At 49.2% G+C, this 16,013-nt stretch carries 10 protein-coding genes and 1 pseudogene; 8 read left to right on the top strand and 3 right to left on the bottom strand.

All coding sequences use genetic code 11. The features are described 5' to 3' along the window. The first annotated feature begins 38 nt into the window (after nt 1-38). The 6 genes and pseudogenes from VIR50_RS03915 (at nt 39) to VIR50_RS03890 (ending at nt 6,065) form a co-directional block, all read left to right on the top strand. Nucleotides 39-920 carry an AraC family transcriptional regulator gene (locus tag VIR50_RS03915; RefSeq protein ID WP_331933831.1) on the top strand — a complete coding sequence of 294 codons (882 nt, stop codon included), beginning with the start codon at nt 39-41 and terminating at the stop codon, nt 918-920. 26 nt (nt 921-946) lie between these two features. Beyond that, nucleotides 947-1,270 (top strand): annotated as a pseudogene (locus VIR50_RS03910) (sulfatase/phosphatase domain-containing protein); the annotation flags it as partial. A 15-nt stretch (nt 1,271-1,285) separates the two neighbouring features. Beyond that, on the top strand, nt 1,286-2,524 hold the full coding sequence (locus tag VIR50_RS03905; RefSeq protein ID WP_331933830.1) for an anaerobic sulfatase-maturation protein: 1,239 nt from the start codon (nt 1,286-1,288) through the stop codon (nt 2,522-2,524). 377 nt (nt 2,525-2,901) lie between these two features. After that, the gene (locus VIR50_RS03900) at nt 2,902-4,224 is read left to right on the top strand and encodes an AAA family ATPase (protein ID WP_331933829.1); all 1,323 of its coding nucleotides are present in this window, start codon (nt 2,902-2,904) and stop codon (nt 4,222-4,224) included. Nucleotides 4,225-4,231: 7 nt separating this feature from the next. Then, nucleotides 4,232-4,882: an RloB family protein gene (locus tag VIR50_RS03895; RefSeq protein ID WP_331933828.1), complete on the top strand. Its 651-nt coding sequence runs from the start codon at nt 4,232-4,234 to the stop codon at nt 4,880-4,882. 16 nt (nt 4,883-4,898) lie between these two features. After that, a complete protein-coding gene (locus tag VIR50_RS03890; RefSeq protein ID WP_331933827.1) occupies nt 4,899-6,065 on the top strand; it encodes an acyltransferase family protein in 1,167 nt (388 codons plus the stop codon). Nucleotides 6,066-6,172: 107 nt separating this feature from the next. Here the strand turns inward: VIR50_RS03890 and VIR50_RS03885 are convergent, their stop codons facing one another. The 3 genes from VIR50_RS03885 to VIR50_RS03875 are packed head-to-tail and all read right to left on the bottom strand — an operon-like array spanning nt 6,173 to nt 14,467. After that, the gene (locus VIR50_RS03885; protein ID WP_331933826.1) at nt 6,173-8,383 is read right to left on the bottom strand and encodes a TonB-dependent receptor plug domain-containing protein; all 2,211 of its coding nucleotides are present in this window, start codon (nt 8,381-8,383) and stop codon (nt 6,173-6,175) included. Continuing rightward, nucleotides 8,380-11,427 carry a VPS10 domain-containing protein gene (locus VIR50_RS03880; RefSeq protein ID WP_331933825.1) on the bottom strand — a complete coding sequence of 1,016 codons (3,048 nt, stop codon included), beginning with the start codon at nt 11,425-11,427 and terminating at the stop codon, nt 8,380-8,382. Before VIR50_RS03880 ends, VIR50_RS03885 begins: the two co-directional genes overlap by 4 nt. 43 nt (nt 11,428-11,470) lie before the next feature. Continuing rightward, entirely contained in the window at nt 11,471-14,467 is a 2,997-nt protein-coding gene (locus VIR50_RS03875) for a T9SS type A sorting domain-containing protein (protein WP_331933824.1), read from the bottom strand. 65 nt (nt 14,468-14,532) lie between these two features. Here VIR50_RS03875 and VIR50_RS03870 point away from each other — a divergent pair, with 65 nt between their 5' ends. Together VIR50_RS03870 and VIR50_RS03865 are read left to right on the top strand one after the other, a co-directional pair. Continuing rightward, on the top strand, nt 14,533-14,730 hold the full coding sequence (locus tag VIR50_RS03870) for a hypothetical protein (RefSeq protein WP_331933823.1): 198 nt from the start codon (nt 14,533-14,535) through the stop codon (nt 14,728-14,730). Between the two features lie 722 nt (nt 14,731-15,452). Continuing rightward, nucleotides 15,453-15,971, top strand: a complete 519-nt coding sequence (locus VIR50_RS03865) for a hypothetical protein (RefSeq protein ID WP_331933822.1) — start codon at nt 15,453-15,455, stop codon at nt 15,969-15,971. Nucleotides 15,972-16,013 lie beyond the last annotated feature (42 nt).

The following is a 16,013-nucleotide window of genomic DNA, read 5'->3' as shown; positions in this document are numbered from 1 at the left end:
TTATATATTTGCAGCACGTAAATCTACCTATTATATATATGTATAAATTGACCGATCTCTTACCCGTTGTCATGGGAGTTGACATGGCTGACGGAATGGAACCGGGCCTTTACTGTCAGGAAATGACCTTTGACAACACCTTTGAGGGCAATAGAATCATGGGGCGGTGTGCCTGCAACGTGCTCACATTGGTGGAGCGGGGATGGCTCTCGCTGATTTATGACGGGCGGGAACTGCTCCTTACGGCCAACGATTTCTTCGTTTACACGCCCGGATTTACCAGCCATATCCTCTCGGCGTCGGAAGATTACCATGCGCTTTGCCTACTGGCCGACGAGGATTACACCATTGACACACCGGCCATGCGCACCCTTGTGCGTACGGCTTACATGCCCGCGGTGGGCCGAAGCGAGCCGGTGTTTGCCCTGAAGGCCGACGACGCGGCCTATCTGGCCGAGCTTATGCGGGTCATTATTCGCTATATTCACGCCGACCATCTGTTTAAGCAGGAGACGCTGCGCCATCTTTACTCGCTCTTTTTGCTCGATGTGATGAACGCGCAGGGCCATGTCATGTCGCATGAACGGCTGCCCGAGCGGGTGGAAGAAATCTTTATCGCCTTCATGCGGTTGCTCCCTCATCACTTCGCAAGCCACCATGATATAGCCTTCTACGCCTCTAACCTGAACATCACGCCTACCTACCTATCGCGTGTGGTCAGGCTGGTGACGGGCCGCACGGTGGTAGACCATATCAACCAAATGCTCCTTATGGAGGCTGTTTTCCTGCTTCAGCAGTCGGAACTTAGCATTGAGCAAATATCCGATAGGCTGTCCTTCGCGGCTCCGTCGGGCTTCACGAAGTTTTTTACCCGCATGAGGGGGCTGTCGCCCAAGGAGTTCAGAAAGCGCTCAAAGTAAGGAATCATGGCGTAAGTGATAGGAAAACACATCTTGTTTACACGTTGGATCAGGGCTTCTATATGGGCGAACACGGATGGTTCGATAAGCGTTTCATGTACGAGGAGTCAATGAACACGCCGCTATCAGTTGACTCCGGGTACTCGTGAGCACCGTGTGTTCAATTATTTGAAGAACGCCAACTACCTGCAAGATGACAAGGAAGTAAGTTATTATGAGCTTTACGACCTTCAGGTCGATCCGAATGAGTTGAAAATATATATGGAAAACCGGGTACGGAAAAGGTTACCAAAGGACTGATGAAGGCCTTGAGAACCTACCGTAATAAGCTCCGGGTATACGAATTTTAAATAAACAAGCATAAAATGAATACAATTTCTCCTTTTGCAAGGCCCCTCTATGTAATGCTAAAGCCCGTGGGCGCTTCGTGCAACCTTAGGTGTAAGTACTGTTATTATTTGGAAAAGGCCAGCCTGTATAAGCATTCTCCCACCCGTACACTTACCGAGAGCCTCCTCGAGAGCTTCACGAAAGAGTATATCGAAGCCCAGTCTATGAACGAGGTTCTCTTTACGTGGCACGGTGGCGAAACCATGATGAGGCCGCTGTCGTTCTTCAAGAAAGCGGTGGAATATCAAAAGAAATACGGTTTCGGACGACGAATCAGCAATACCATTCAAACCAATGGCACGATGATCACCGACGAGTGGTGCGAGTTTTTGAAGGAGAATAACTGGTTGGTAGGTGTTTCTATCGATGGTCCGGAGGACTTTCATGACGAGTATCGTCGTGGAATCAACAATGCGCCGTCGTGGAAAAAGGTGATGAAAGGCATTGAGAAACTCAATAAGTATGGGGTTCAGTGGAATGCCATGGCCGTTGTTAACGACTACAATGCTGACTATCCATTGGAGTTCTACAACTTCTTTAAGGAGATAGGGTGCCACTATATTCAGTTCGCGCCTATCGTTGAAAGGATTGTAAACCATGCTGACGGTCGTCATCTTGCCTCGTTGCAAGACCCGGAAGACGCGCCTTTGGCCGATTTTTCGGTTACTCCCAAGCAGTGGGGAAACTTCCTTTGCGCCATCTTTGATGAGTGGGTGAAGCAGGATGTGGGCAAAACCTATGTTGAAATCTTCGATTGTACGCTTGCCAATTGGGTCGGTGAGACGCCCGGAATCTGTATTTTCGCCAAGGAATGTGGCCACGCCGGCGTGATGGAATTTAATGGCGATGTCTATTCCTGCGACCATTTTGTGTTCCCTGAATACCGGTTGGGTAATGTCAAAGAGAAGAGTTTGATAGAAATGCTCTATGGAGAACAGCAGCAAAAGTTCAGCTTATTGAAGCACGCTTCTTTGCCCAGACAGTGTAAGGAGTGCGAATGGGAGTTCGCATGTCACGGTGAATGTCCCAAGAACAGATTTGTTCGCGACTGCTATGGCAATCCCGGCCTCAATTATCTATGCGAGGGTTATAAGATGTTTTACAAGCATGTGGCGCCTTATATGGACTTTATGAAAAAGGAATATTTGAACCAGCGACCGCCGGCAAATGTCATGAAGGTCGTTGACCAAATAAAAAGAGAAAGACTGTTATAGTAAAATTATCAACAAATAGCTATGAAACATACCCATAAACAGCAGAGCCGATGCGCAGAGCATGGTTCCCTTATTTTGTCAAAGCTATGCTTTGGTCCGCTCAAAGCAGCCTTTTTACCGTGTCAAAGCAGCCCTTTCATCGCCCCAAAGGAGGCCTTTGAGCAGGTGGAAATAAGCCTTTGAACAGTTTGGTATTTATGAACGATAATTTGTAAAGATAATTCACTGTGAATAATAGGTGCATGATAACACTTTTGCTTGTTTGTATCTATAATGTATAAATGTGTGTTAAATTTGTTATTATTTGACGTGTAACTATGATAAAGGTGGAAAATAATGCTAAATTTGCAGTTAATAATATTATTATTTGACATTCTATGATCCTAAGAGTTACGATTGGTAATCTGTATTCTTTCAATGAAGAGACGGATATTTCGTTTGTTGCCGGTAAGAGTTCTTCGCATAGTGAGCAGGTCAGTCGTGCTGAAAAACGCGATGACATATCGGTTTTAAAAGCGGGAATCATCTATGGCGCCAATGCTTCCGGTAAGAGTAACATTATAAAAGCGGTGTCCGTACTGCGTAAGATAGCTTTGGGCAGTGTGCCGAAGAAACATGTTGAGCCTTTTAAACTAACGGAACCCAACAATCGACCGTCAAAGATAGAGCTTGAATTTAAGATAGGTACAGCCTATTATGCCTATGGTGTCGACTTCACGATTCGAGGAATTGTGGGTGAATGGTTGTACGAGATAAACAGTCGGACCGACCATGAGATATTCACCCGTAGAGTAGTAGATGGTAAAAATGAGTTTACTTTTGGAACGATAGTCGGTGATGACGAGACTCGCCAGCTGATAAAATTTATCAGTCAGAGCACTCCCATAACCGATAGTTTCCTTTCTGAATACGTAAAACGTAACGGAGAAGGTTTGCCATCGGTGGCAAAAGTACGTCAGTGGATGGATGATGGTCTCAAGATTTTGTTCCCATCTTCGAGGTTTAAGGGTATTTCTATCCGAGCAGAGAAAGATAAGGATTTTGCGAAAGCAACGAAGTCATTGCTTGAATATTTTAATACGGGAATCGTGGATGTACGCAGAATAAAGACAACTAAGGAGGAATTAGACCTTCCGCGTGATATGGTAAGCGACATCTTATCGAAAGCTGAGCCGGGAAATATCATGATGATAGCCTCTTCTTCAGACTCTGCTATTTATTACTTTGAGACCAACAGCGAGGGTATTACCAGTATTTATAAGCAGAGTACCATCCATAGGATGAGCAATCATGAGGAAGTTCCTTTTGAAATGGACGAGGAGTCAGATGGCTCTATCCGTCTGTTGGACTTTATCCCCATGCTGATTGATTTACGATTAAACGACGCTGTCTATCTGATAGATGAGATAGATAGGAGTATGCACCCCATGCTCTCGCAGAAATTATTGGAATATTACTTCAAGACTTTGGAGGTTGGACGTGACACGCAGTTGATTTTTACGACCCACGAGTCTAATCTTCTTAACTTGGAACTGATACGTGCGGATGAGGTTTGGTTTGTAGAGAAAGGTGTTGACGGAGCTTCTCGCTTTACTTCTTTGGCTGAATATAAGCCTCGTCAAGACGTGCGTAAGGGGTATTTGCAAGGCCGCTATGGGGCTATACCGTTCTTTGCCTCGTTGGAAAACCTAAAATGGTGATGTGGTTATGAGGCAACGAAAGAGTTTTGAGCGCTTGGAAGGCGTCAGGCCTGCCCGCCTTATTGTCATTGCCGCCGAAGGTCGATATACCGAGAACATTTATTTTGAGGCGATGAAGACCGCGATGTGTGCGTCGGATGTACATGTTGAAGTGCTACGTCGTGATACAAATGAGTCTAATCCCGATAATGTTCTTCGGCAGATTCTTAACTTTCAAAACGTGTATGAGCTGGAAGATGACGATCAGTTGTGGATAGTTATTGACCGAGATCGTTGGCCCGAGCAAATGCTTGCGGCTGTGGCACAACATTGCGCGCAAGGCAATCATCTGTTCTTTTGCGTGAGCAATCCTTGTTTTGAGCTGTGGCTCCTGCTCCATTTGGAAGATATAGCCGGGTATTCTAATGACCAATTGTGTTTATTGGCTGCTAACAAAAAAACGACAAAGCGTAGTGATACTTGGTCAAAGAACCGTTTGAAGACGTTGATGGGGAGCTATCATGAGTCCGATTATGACACAAGTAGATTATTACCCCATGTGAATAAGGCTGTTGAGCGTGCGGAGCGATTGGATGTGAAGCCTGCTGACAGGTGGCCGCAAACTATCGGGACGAGAGTTTATCTGCTGGTAAAGAGTATTATGGGAGACCAAAAATAAACGTTTTTATTTAAATATGAGCACACAACTTTATCTTCCTTCCAAGCCTCGATACGAGATATTGGACGGTTTGCGTGGGGTGGCGGCGATGATAGTCGTGGCCTTCCACTTGTTTGAAACCTATTCCGAGGGCCCGATGTTTCAGATTCTGAACCACGGGTATTTGGCGGTTGACTTCTTCTTTTTGCTGTCGGGATTTGTCATCGGCTATGCTTATGACGACCGATGGGACCGCATGACGGTGGGAAGTTTCTTTAAACGCCGACTCATCAGGCTCCATCCCATGGTCATCATGGGTAGCATTGTGGGGGCGTTGCTGTTTTATTTGGGCGATAGTTCGTCGTTTCCGATGATAGGACAGACGCCTTGGTGGCAGGTGGTACTGATGATGTTGCTGGGTTTCACGATGATTCCGGCGTCGCCGGGGATGGATATTCGTGGCTGGCAGGAGACCTATCCGCTCAACGGACCGGCATGGTCGTTGATGTGGGAGTACGTGGCTAACTTGTTGTATGTGCTCTTTATCCGTCGTTTTTCAAAGACATTGCTAGCCGTGATGGTAGCTTTCTCGGCGCTGTTGACGCTGAATTTGGCGTTGAACCTCAACCTCACGGGCACGCTCAACCCGCAATCGTCGACCGCCTACACCGTTATCGGCGGATGGTCGTTGGCCCCCGACCAGCTCCTTATTGGCGCCACGCGGCTTCTTTATCCTTTCTTCATGGGCTTGCTGCTGTCGCGTATGGGCAAGACGGTGCGCCTGCGGGGTGGCTTTTGGTGGTGTTCGGCCCTGACGGCGCTGCTCTTGGTGGCGCCCCATGTGGGCGGTGAGGCCCATCGTTGGGCCGATGGCGTGTATAACGCCGTATGTATCTTGCTGTTGTTCCCGCTGATTGTGACGATGGGAGCGGGCAGTGAGGTGAGTGGAAAGTCGGCCGAGGTGTGCAAGTTCTTGGGCCATATCTCTTATCCTTTGTACATTACGCACTATCCGTTGATATATATGCAGATGGCTTGGGCAGCTAATCATCAGGACGCTCCTTTGTCGATGCACGTCTTCATGGGCGTGTGTTTCTTCGTGGTGGCTATCGGTTTGGCCTATGCCGGCTTGAAACTTTACGACTTGCCCGTGCGTGAATGGCTGAAAGAAAAGTGGCTCCATAAACAGCCAAGCAGCCGTTAGTGAAGATAAGAAATAGTATGAAGCGAAATAACCGCCATGTCCTATGCGATGGATATGGCGGTTATTTTATGTTGGGAGGTAAATGTTTACCTTGTATGCGGTGGGTATCAGAAGACGTATGTGGTCGAAACGATGAAGTTGCGGCCGGCCGCCGATATGCCCGAACTGTAGTGGCGATAGCGTTTGTCGGCTATGTTCTCGAGTCCGGCGTTGAAAAGGAAGTGCTTTCCTTGCTTGTATTGCGCCTTCAGATTGAGCGTAAACCAAGCCGGGGCGTACACATGTCCGTCGCCGTCGAGGGCATATAGCTCGGTCTTTGACTTCTCCGAATCGGGCATGTCCTCATAACTCCGCTTGGCTTGGAACTGCGTGTAGAGTTCCATGGTGAGCTTGTCGTGGCGATAGGTGAGGGCCGCGCGGCCGAAGAAGGGGGCCGCATGGCGGATGGTACTCTTGTCGCCGTTGTCAAGTTCTTCCTTTCCGTGTTGCAGGTTGAGCTGCATGTTGTAGCCAAAACCCATCGGCAGCGTGGCGTAACAGCCCAGTTGGAAGCCTGCCACATAAGCCGATGCGGCGTTCTGTATGGCCAGTATCTTGGCCTCCTCGCCCTTATAGGGCATGTGGTCCTTGCCGTTCACGGTGAAATCGCGGCGTACCATGGCGTTGCTGAGGTGGGTGTAATAAGCCGAGAGGTCGAGCTTGAGGAAAGAACCAAAGGTTTTCACGATACCCATTTCCACGTTGTGGGCGTATTCGGGCTTCAGTCCGGGGTTGGGAACGACCACCGATCCTTCTACCGAATCGAAGAGTTTGCCCATGTCATCCACGTTGGGTGTGCGGAAACCACGGCCCGCATTGAGCGACAACAGCCAGTCGGCAGCGGGTTGGTAGGTAAGTCCTACGCTGCCCGATAGGGCCCCTTTGCGGTTCGTTTGCTTGGGAGCGAATCCCAATTCCAAGTTGTTGTTGCTGAAATCGGCCGTAAGGTCATAGTAGTTATAGCGCAATCCGGCTTCCAAGTTGAGGCGTGGTGTCAGTCTGAACAAGGCTTGCACGTAGGCCGCATACGACGCCCAATGGGATTGGGGATAGCGGGCGAGGCCCTTCTTGGTTTCGTTCGAGGTGATGTCGGTCTCCGAACCATTTGAGCGAACGTCGTCGTACACGTATTCAAGGCCGTAGTAGAGCGTGTGGCGGGCTATGTTCTTGGTGAAGTCTATGCCTGCCGAGTAAGCGTCGACTATCTCCTTCGTGGTGCTTCGGGTGGGCTTGTTAAATCGTCGGTCGATACGACTTTCCTCGAAACGCTGTATCGCCAAGCGCACCGCCATGCGGTCATAGAACGTTTGTTGGCCCATGTGTTGGGCGGTAAACTGGTTGAGCATCCACACTTGTGGGCCGTAATTCCACTCTCCATATTGAGGTAAGCCTTTCTTGATGCGGGTGTGTCGGTCGTAGCGAGCGTAGTCCGAGGTCTCCGAATAGTGCAAGGCATATTGCAAATCCCAGTTCTTTGATGGTCTGAAACCTATCTTTTGCATGAGGTTTATCTGCGAGTAGCCCGATGGAGACTGCACCAATGGATTGGGATTGGTGATGGCTATGTCTTCCTTGTTGTTATGTCTTTGTACCAAGAAGGGCTTCAGGTAGTCGATGGGACCATGCGAGCCTTGTTTTAAATCGTCGAAGGTGAATGAGCTGAAGCTGGTGAGGAAGGCCCATTTACGGCCACCCACGCTCACGTCGAAGTGGCCCGTGCGCTCGTTATTGGCCGACGAGTAGCGGGCTGTGGCGCTGCCTTGTACTTTTACTTTGCCCGCTCTTAAGGAGAAAACGGGGTTCTTCGTGGTGAAGCTCATTACGCCTCCCATGGCGTCGCTGCCGTAAATGACCGAGCCGGGACCGAACAATACCTCCGTGCTTTCCATGGCAAAGGGGTCTAAGGATATGACATTTTGCAGGTTGCCCGACCTGAATATGGCGGTGTTCATGCGAATACCGTCAACCGAGTAGAGCAGTCTGTTGGTGGAAAAGCCGCGTATCATGGGGCTGCCTCCGCCCAATTGGCTCTTTTGTATGTACACTTGTCCGGATAGTTCGAGGAGGTCTGCCGCTGTTTGAGGATTCTCAAAGAGGAATTGTTCAGGCTTGATGGTACTGATACGCTTGGGCTGTTCGCGCATGTTTTGTTTCCACTTGCTGGCTGATACCACCACTTCGTTGAGTTTGAAGGTCGTGGTGTCCATTCTACCTACGTTATTAGCAGCCACTGAGGTGACTGCCAACAACGCGAAAGATACTACTTGAATACGTTTCATTTGATGATTAATTTACCTGTTTTTCTAAATGATTTACTTGTTATTAAATAAAAATAAATGCCTGATGCGAGTCGGTCGGTGGCGATGTGGGTCGTTCCCGTGGCGGCGATAGTCTGCGTGCCGACCTGCGCTCCTTGTGCGTTGAACAGTTGCCATTTGCAAGCTGCGTTGATGTTTTGGGGCTCCAGCGTAATGGGTTCGCCCTTCGTATAGGCATTTCCTGCGAGAAGAATGTCGCGCTTGAGCACTTCCTGCCCCGCGATACTGGTGGGAACGTCTTTCTTTCCGACTATCATCTTCTTGATGGTCTTGGTGTCTGAGCCCTCCGGAGTGGTGACTGTAAGCGTCACGTCGTAGCTTTGGTCGGCTTCGATGCGCACGATGGGGTTGCGGGCTGTCGGATCGGATACTTTCAAAGGCTGTGGATTAAACTTCCAATTCCATTTAGCGTCCTTTTGATTCACGATAGAGTAGCTGTCGAAATACAAATCTACACTGCCTTTGTTGTCGGGAGTTCCCGCATTCAAGATTAAGGGTTGGGCTATAGGTTTGAACTCCGGATCTACGAGGTCTCTCTGCCATACGCCATTGTTGGTAGCAATTCTAATCTTACCTTTCTTATAGAAAGGAAGCATACGCACGAGATTAATTACCTGAGGAAGCCCCTCCGAATAGTCTTGCCAGCCATCGGTGGTGTTATCACGATAGAACACGCGGCCACGAGAGATGTAGGTATCAGGCTTGCCTGCGGGACGGATCACATAGCCGATGGCATACACTGCGTCCTTCTCATTGCCAGTGAGGAAGAAGCGATGGATAGCTACTTTCTCCCCCGGAGCATTATAAAGACCACTGGAAGAAGGAAGTTCCAGTCCCTTGTCCATCAACTCCCATGTCTTGCCATTGTTGAGGGTACGGTAGATACATGCCGGGTTGTCGAGCGCCGAAATCCATATCTCATCCTCGTTGCGGGGATGAATGGCTGTAATCAGTTGCATGCTGTTGCGCACGCCATCGGGAATGGTGGCGAAAGGCTGGAATGTTTTACCGCCGTCAAGCGATTGGTAGAAATTGTCAAGCGTGCTAACCACTATTTTATCGGGATTGGAGCGCGAGATAACGTGTGAGTTTATGCGGCTGGGGAAAGTGTATAATTCTACGAAACTCTGACCATCGTCCACGGTCTTCCATAACACCCGTCTTTCATCACCGTGTCCTTGGAAGATAAGAAAACTCTTGGCATAGCGCGGATCGAACTCCATACCCATGCCGTAAAGAGAAGATTCATAGGGATAGCGCAAGAAATCAGGGAAAGACTCGAACGGTTTATGCCAATCGTCGGGCAAAATAACGTTCTTGGGATTAGCGTCGGAGAAAGCCACACGGTGTGGGTCGCTCAGTAGCACATAACCAGTATATTGCTCGCCGCCGCCCAAATGGATGGCAGCACCATTGTACTTGTCCATCTGAGCCATGTCGCCATTGTGATAGCGGCCGCCCACGATGACGTCCTCATTCCAACCCTGATCGAACCCAAGGAACTCGGAGGCGTAGATACCGTTGATACGTGCATCGTAATGTTTGGTGAAAAAGTCGGACGAATAGACTAATCCGCCGTCCGACGAAACCCACGCGTCATCGTCCACGATGTGAACGTCCTGCATGTCGAAGTGGATGTTGAACTGCCCCGAGTAGCCGCCCTTGTGCATAATTGTCTTGCCGCCATCGTCTGAGCGGTAGAAATCGATCATTCCAAACAATACCTGCTCGGGATTCTTCGATGAGGCTGAAATCATCATGTCGTAGTAACCTTGTCCGCGAGCCATTTCGTAAGAAGCCATTCCATCCTTGAGGTTATCGTTGTGTTCCCAGTTCTGACCACCGTCGGTACTTTTGAACAGTATTGGAGTACCAAAATAATAGGGGGCCTGAAACGCATCCGAATAATTGTCGAACCTACAGGCAATGATGTAGATATACTCACGTCCTGTAGGAGCTGACGACAGACCTATACGTCCAGAAGCCAATTGGTAGCCTGCCGGTGTCTGTTTTTGGAAGTTTTGTCCTCCATCGTTGCTCACCATGAATTCAACATATCTCCCCTGTCTAATCAAAGTGTAGATGACATTTGGGGCGTCGTGCTTGTATTTTATGTCGAAACACATGCCCGACAAAAGCTGCGTCCAAGTCTCACCGTTGTCCGTACTCTGATACAAACCCTTGTCGTTGCCAACAATCATGCGCTTGTCGTCGGTGGGATGAAACACTGCATCGCGTATCATCGCATTGACATTGCGCAATTGCTTGGGCGTGATGTCTTTCCATTTGTTACCTCCGTCGGTGGTAAGCCATAGGAAAGAACCTGCTCCGATGACCACTTTATTGGGATCGGTGTAGGATATTTCCACCGTTTTAAGGTCGCCGCCAAAGAAGAAGTCAGGCGTACATGAGGTCCAATTCAGGCCTTTGTCAGTGGTTTTGAATATCATTCCCGTCTCTGCTCCAGCATAGAGGATGTTGGGATCCTTCTTATAAACGTCAAACCGCTGTATGTTGGCTTGCCCGTTATAGGGCTCCTTCGTTTTTGGATGGTAGGTCATGAGGGGCGAGAGCACCTCCCACTTGGAGCCACTTGCGGCTCGTGTGAGCTTCTGTTGTTGCCCTTGGGCGTTCATGTCTTCCACGAACTTCCGATAGTCCTTGAACGCCGGCATGGCAATCTTGCCACTTGGGGTGACGTAAGGGCGGTAAGTTTTCTGCCACCTCTTGAAGTAATTGATGACAGCTTTGGTCATGGGAGTCTTTCGACGCATTTCCGGATGGTCGTGCTTGAAGGCCTCAAAGGAGTCGACCATCGCATGATAGTTTACGTTTTCCACATCGGTCAGGCGCTCCATCCACTTTGGTGCACCATTAGGAATACCTACCGGGGCGTATGGATGGTATTGGGTGGCGTCGACGTCTTGGGCAACGGCCTGACCTCCTAACAGCAAGAGGCTGAAAGAGAGGCATGCTGTCTTGATTTTATTAATAATGTATGGCATATATATACTTTTAAATTAACATGATGAAAGAGGCTCGCCTGATTTATTTTTTCAGGAATTTTCCGAAGTATTTATTGTGCTTCGTATTGATACGATAGATGTAAATGCCTTGTCCCCACTGCTTAAGTGAAATCTCGGTCGTGTGCTCATTGGCCGGAATCTCTTTCTGATAGAGCAATACTCCCTTAATATCATGAAGGGTAAAGACTTTCTTCTCGTTCAGTTTCTCGGTCTGGAGAATGAGCACCGGCGTGTCTCCGTCGTAGCGTATGCCGGTCTCTACCTCGGGCGTGGTGGGCTGTTCGATGGCCGAAGGCGTATTGATGCGAATCATTTCGCGGATGGTTCGGCTGTGACTTCCTTGCGGAGTAGTGACCGTGAGGGTAACATCGTAGGCGCCATTGTTGCCAAAGACGACCCTCGGCGTGCGCGTGTTCTCACCCCTTACCTGCTTAGGTTGGGGCGAGAAGGTCCACTTCCATTTGGCGCCCTCGTGGTTTACGATAGAGTAACTGTCGAAAAGTATCTCCTTGTTGGGCGTGGAGCTGATGTCGGCATTGCCGATATTGAGGGCCATGGGCTGCGCTACGGGCACGAATTTCTCACGATACAAGGGTATTTCCCATATACCTTGGTTGGTAGCCGCGCGCAGTTTGCCTTCCTTATAGAAAGGAGCCAAGCGGGTGATGCGTGCTCCCGGCGGGAAACCTGCGGAGTAGTTGACCCATCCGTTGGTCTTATTGTCCTTGTAGAAAATGGCCGACTCGTCGGAAGTCGTCAGGTAAACGCCGTCTTCTTCGTTGCCGGTGAGCACTATCCAATTGATTTTCCGGTTCTTCAAATCGGGGTCGTCGGCCACGGGATAGGTCCATGTGGCACCGAAGTCGGTGGTATATGCCACGTGGCCGGGGTAGTAAGGAATCGAGCACCACAGCTTATTTTCGTCCTTGGGATCGACGGCTATGGTCATCATATCGCCCGAAGAGCTGATGTCTTTAAAAGGTAATGACTTGAAAGATTCCCACTTCTGACCGTTATCCACGGAGTGGCGAATGCTCAAGAAGCAAGCTACATAGATGTGATTGGGGTTGGAACGTGAGAACTCATACGACGAAATAAACTCTCCATCGGTGTCCAATACCTCGCGAAACGACAGTCCCTCGTCCTCTGAAATGAACAGTTTGTAAAAATCTTCGGTCGAAGTCATGATGAGCCTCTTGGCATAACGAGGATCAAAGCCCAGCTCCTTGCTGGTCTGCACGGACTCTATGGGCTTCTTGTCGCGGAACTGGTCGTAGGTGAAAGTGGGCTCGCCACTTAGCTTGTTGGGGATAATCGTCATGCCACCGTCGGAGAAGTACACCTTGTTAGGCTCACTGAACATGACGTAACCCGTTGACTGTTCGACGCCGCTTACGTGCAAAGAGTTGCCCTCGCCATAGTTGTTGGTGATCACGGCGTTGCCGTTGTGCCATCGGCCACCGGCCATAATGTCTTGGTTCCAGCCCTGACCAAAGCCCACATAGTCGCTGGCATAGATACCGAAATGGCGGTCCTTGCCCGGCGAAGCGAAGAAATCATCGGAGTATTTAATGCCTCCATCGGTCGAAATCCACGTGTCGTTGCCACATGTAACGATGTCTTGCATGTCGGGGTGCATGCCTTCTTGCTTCTGATAACCGCCGATAGCGGTATTCCGGTACCAACCTTTGCCACCCTCGGTAGAGCGATACGACGAGCACAGACCGTAGATGACATGCTCCGGATTTTGCGCCGACGCACCCACGATCATGTCGAAATAGCCCTGTCCTCCTTGCGGTTCGTCCACAAACGGGGTAAATGTCGTGTCATAATTATCGTGCTTTGTTTGGTCTTTCCATGTGTTTCCGGCGTCTTTGCTCTGCAGAATGTAAGGCTTGCCTTGGCCTCCATAGGGGCCCACATCAGAGCCATAATACGAGGCATTGACGATGGCGTACACGTAATCTTGCCCCTTGGGAGCCTCGCTAACGGCCAGTCTGCCGGCCACGACGCTCGATACCGGCAATTCTTTCTTTTGGAAACTGACGCCTTCATCCTCCGAAACATACATGTAAAACTCGTAATCATTGGCCGGCTTTCCTAACATGTAAATGCGCTTGGGGTTGCCGGGTTGCAGCTCATGGTCGTGACATATACCGCCAAAACGCAAGTGGAAACTTTGTCCTCCGTCGGTAGAGGTGTAGAAACCTCCGGCCGTTCCCTTGATAATACCCGTGCAAAGGCTGATATGATTGGTGTTTTCGGGCGATATACGAATGCTGTTTACCCGTCCCACGGGCCCGTGGAGCAGTTGCCAAGTGTTGCCTCCGTCGATAGATTTCCATAAGTTTTGGCCGCCACCGGCGTACACTATGTCGGCGTTTTTGGGGTCCACTTGCAGCGAGTAGATAGGTCCGCCGAAGTTGTGGAGGGCATTGCAGGGCTTCCATGTTACCCCTTTGTCGTTTGTTTTGAAGACAACGCCCGTCTCGGTACCGCAATATAGAATGTTGGAGTTCTGTGGCGACACGGTCAGTCGGAACACGCAAGCCTGCGAGTCCTTGGGTTTGTTGCCCCGGCCCGTGGTGGTGTTGGGGCCGATGTTGCGCCATCGGCGCGTGTCTCCCGCACGGGTCACCAGCTCGTTGGCCGTGCGTCGGTTCTGACGTTCGAGCTTTTCGATATGCTCTCGCATGGTAGGCAGGTGGATAAAGCCGTCGGGTCCCACGTACGAACGGTAGGCCTTCATCCATCGGCGATAAAAGTTGACGGCGGGTTTCTTATCGAGTGTCTTCACACGAGCGTTAATGTCGGTGGCCAACCACTCGTTAAAGAGCGTCTCCATCTTGCGAAAGTTCACGCCCGAAGGGTCGTCCACGATGGCCCTCATCCACGTTGGAGCGCCTAAGGGCAGCGGTTCGCGGGCGTAGGGGTCGAACATTAATGGCGCTTGCGCCCTCATGCTGCTCACCGTAAAGAGTGCGGTGAAAAGGCTCATGTAAAGAAATTTCTTTGGCATGTCTGTGAAATGACTTGGCATGTCTGTGGTAAATATTAATAAATTGATAAAATATAAAGTTTTGTATGACTGAAAATCAGCGAGTCAAATACCGATTGCAAAATTATTACTTTTTTATGTATAAATCTAAAGAAATGGCAGATTTGTGCGCTAAAAAGCCAATTCTTTGCCCTTTATCGCGGCTTGTCCTTTTTATCTTTGTGCGTGGTGGGGCGATGGAATGGGCTGTTCGCGTGGCTTTTTTATGGGTCGTGGCTTTGTAAATAGGTGGGTTTGCGTGGCGTTTTAGTACGTTGTGGCTTTGTAAATGGGTAGGTTTGCGTGGCGTTTTAGTGCGTTGTGATTTTGTAAATAGATAGGTTTATGTAGCGTTTTAGTGCGTTGTGATTTTGTAAATAGATAGGGTTATGTAGCGTTTTAGTGCGTTGTGATTTTGTAAATAGATAGGGTTGCGTGGCGTTTTAGTTACCATTTTCATTCTTTATCATCCCATTCTGTCATCTCGTCTTCCCTCATCCTATCTGCCACTCGTCTTTCCTCTCTTTCTCAAAGTAGGCTTTTGACCCGATGAAAGGGCAGCTTTGACCGCCTCAAAAGGCTGCTTTGAGCGGGTGAAAGGGCAGCTTTGGCAAAGCCGTTTGGCGGCAGTTGTGAAATGGCAGCTGGTCATTAACCTTGGCAGTGGCAGGAAGTGGCTTCGCCGTGGTAGGCATGGGGGTAGTGGTATGGTTGTTTGCTTTACCGTTAAACTATGCTAATGGGTAGGATTGTGATGGGTATTTTGCTATATTTGCTTTGATGATTTGTGAGAAAACAGAGACTGATTCATGAAACGACATGGGCTTAGGCGGCCGCCTTTTCATGGCTTTTGAGTGATGAGAAGTGATGGGGCGAAATAGCAGTATAGGCGTTTCGGAGTTTTTGTATTTCTCTATTCAGATGAAAATAAACCTAAATAATATTGTTGATAGTATAGAGTTTTCGCATGAAGAGTAAAGTGATAGCTTTGTCTTTTGTAGCCTGCCTGACGGTGTTCGGGGCGTGTATCGTAAGGTGTTCTCGGCAGAAGGAGAGAACGGTGTCCCTCTGCTACACCGGGCGGAAGCTACTTTCAGATTCGAGTTCCATTGTTTTGGAGCTTAGTTTATATGAAGATATGAGTGGCTTTTTGAGTGTTTTACATCCCGTCAACGCAGAGGGTAAAAGGGTGAACATAACCGAATGGTATCTCGTTTGGCTCGATTCCGACACGTTGAGGCTGTCCGGTTCGATGGTATATGGTGGAAAATATCCGGTCAGGAAGACTGCCGATAGTCTATATATCCATGCAAATGGGTTAGGCGCCGATGGCGCTCTGTTTTGGGACAGTACGTATTCTACAATAGCGTTGGCCCGGAGGCAGGAGTTGGCAATGAACTTTCGGAAAATTTTCCACCATACTTTTGAAGGTAGAGAGTGCTTAAAGAAAGCCAAGATTGATGTTAAAGTAAAAGATTGTGTTTAGTTTTTGCGAGGATGTAACGCTGACAAGCATAGATCTTTTTCA

The organism is Prevotella sp. (genome assembly GCF_036570325.1).
GTDB lineage: Bacteria > Bacteroidota > Bacteroidia > Bacteroidales > Bacteroidaceae > Prevotella.
This window is presented reverse-complemented; position numbering and strand designations above follow the sequence as displayed.

Coding starts and splice junctions, on each gene's coding strand:
- VIR50_RS03915 (WP_331933831.1), top strand. CDS start 39: ATGTATAAATTGACCGATCTCTTACCCGTTGTCATGGGAGTTGACATG.
- VIR50_RS03905 (WP_331933830.1), top strand. CDS start 1,286: ATGAATACAATTTCTCCTTTTGCAAGGCCCCTCTATGTAATGCTAAAG.
- VIR50_RS03900 (WP_331933829.1), top strand. CDS start 2,902: ATGATCCTAAGAGTTACGATTGGTAATCTGTATTCTTTCAATGAAGAG.
- VIR50_RS03895 (WP_331933828.1), top strand. CDS start 4,232: ATGAGGCAACGAAAGAGTTTTGAGCGCTTGGAAGGCGTCAGGCCTGCC.
- VIR50_RS03890 (WP_331933827.1), top strand. CDS start 4,899: ATGAGCACACAACTTTATCTTCCTTCCAAGCCTCGATACGAGATATTG.
- VIR50_RS03885 (WP_331933826.1), bottom strand. CDS start 8,383: ATGAAACGTATTCAAGTAGTATCTTTCGCGTTGTTGGCAGTCACCTCA.
- VIR50_RS03880 (WP_331933825.1), bottom strand. CDS start 11,427: ATGCCATACATTATTAATAAAATCAAGACAGCATGCCTCTCTTTCAGC.
- VIR50_RS03875 (WP_331933824.1), bottom strand. CDS start 14,467: ATGCCAAAGAAATTTCTTTACATGAGCCTTTTCACCGCACTCTTTACG.
- VIR50_RS03870 (WP_331933823.1), top strand. CDS start 14,533: ATGACTGAAAATCAGCGAGTCAAATACCGATTGCAAAATTATTACTTT.
- VIR50_RS03865 (WP_331933822.1), top strand. CDS start 15,453: ATGAAGAGTAAAGTGATAGCTTTGTCTTTTGTAGCCTGCCTGACGGTG.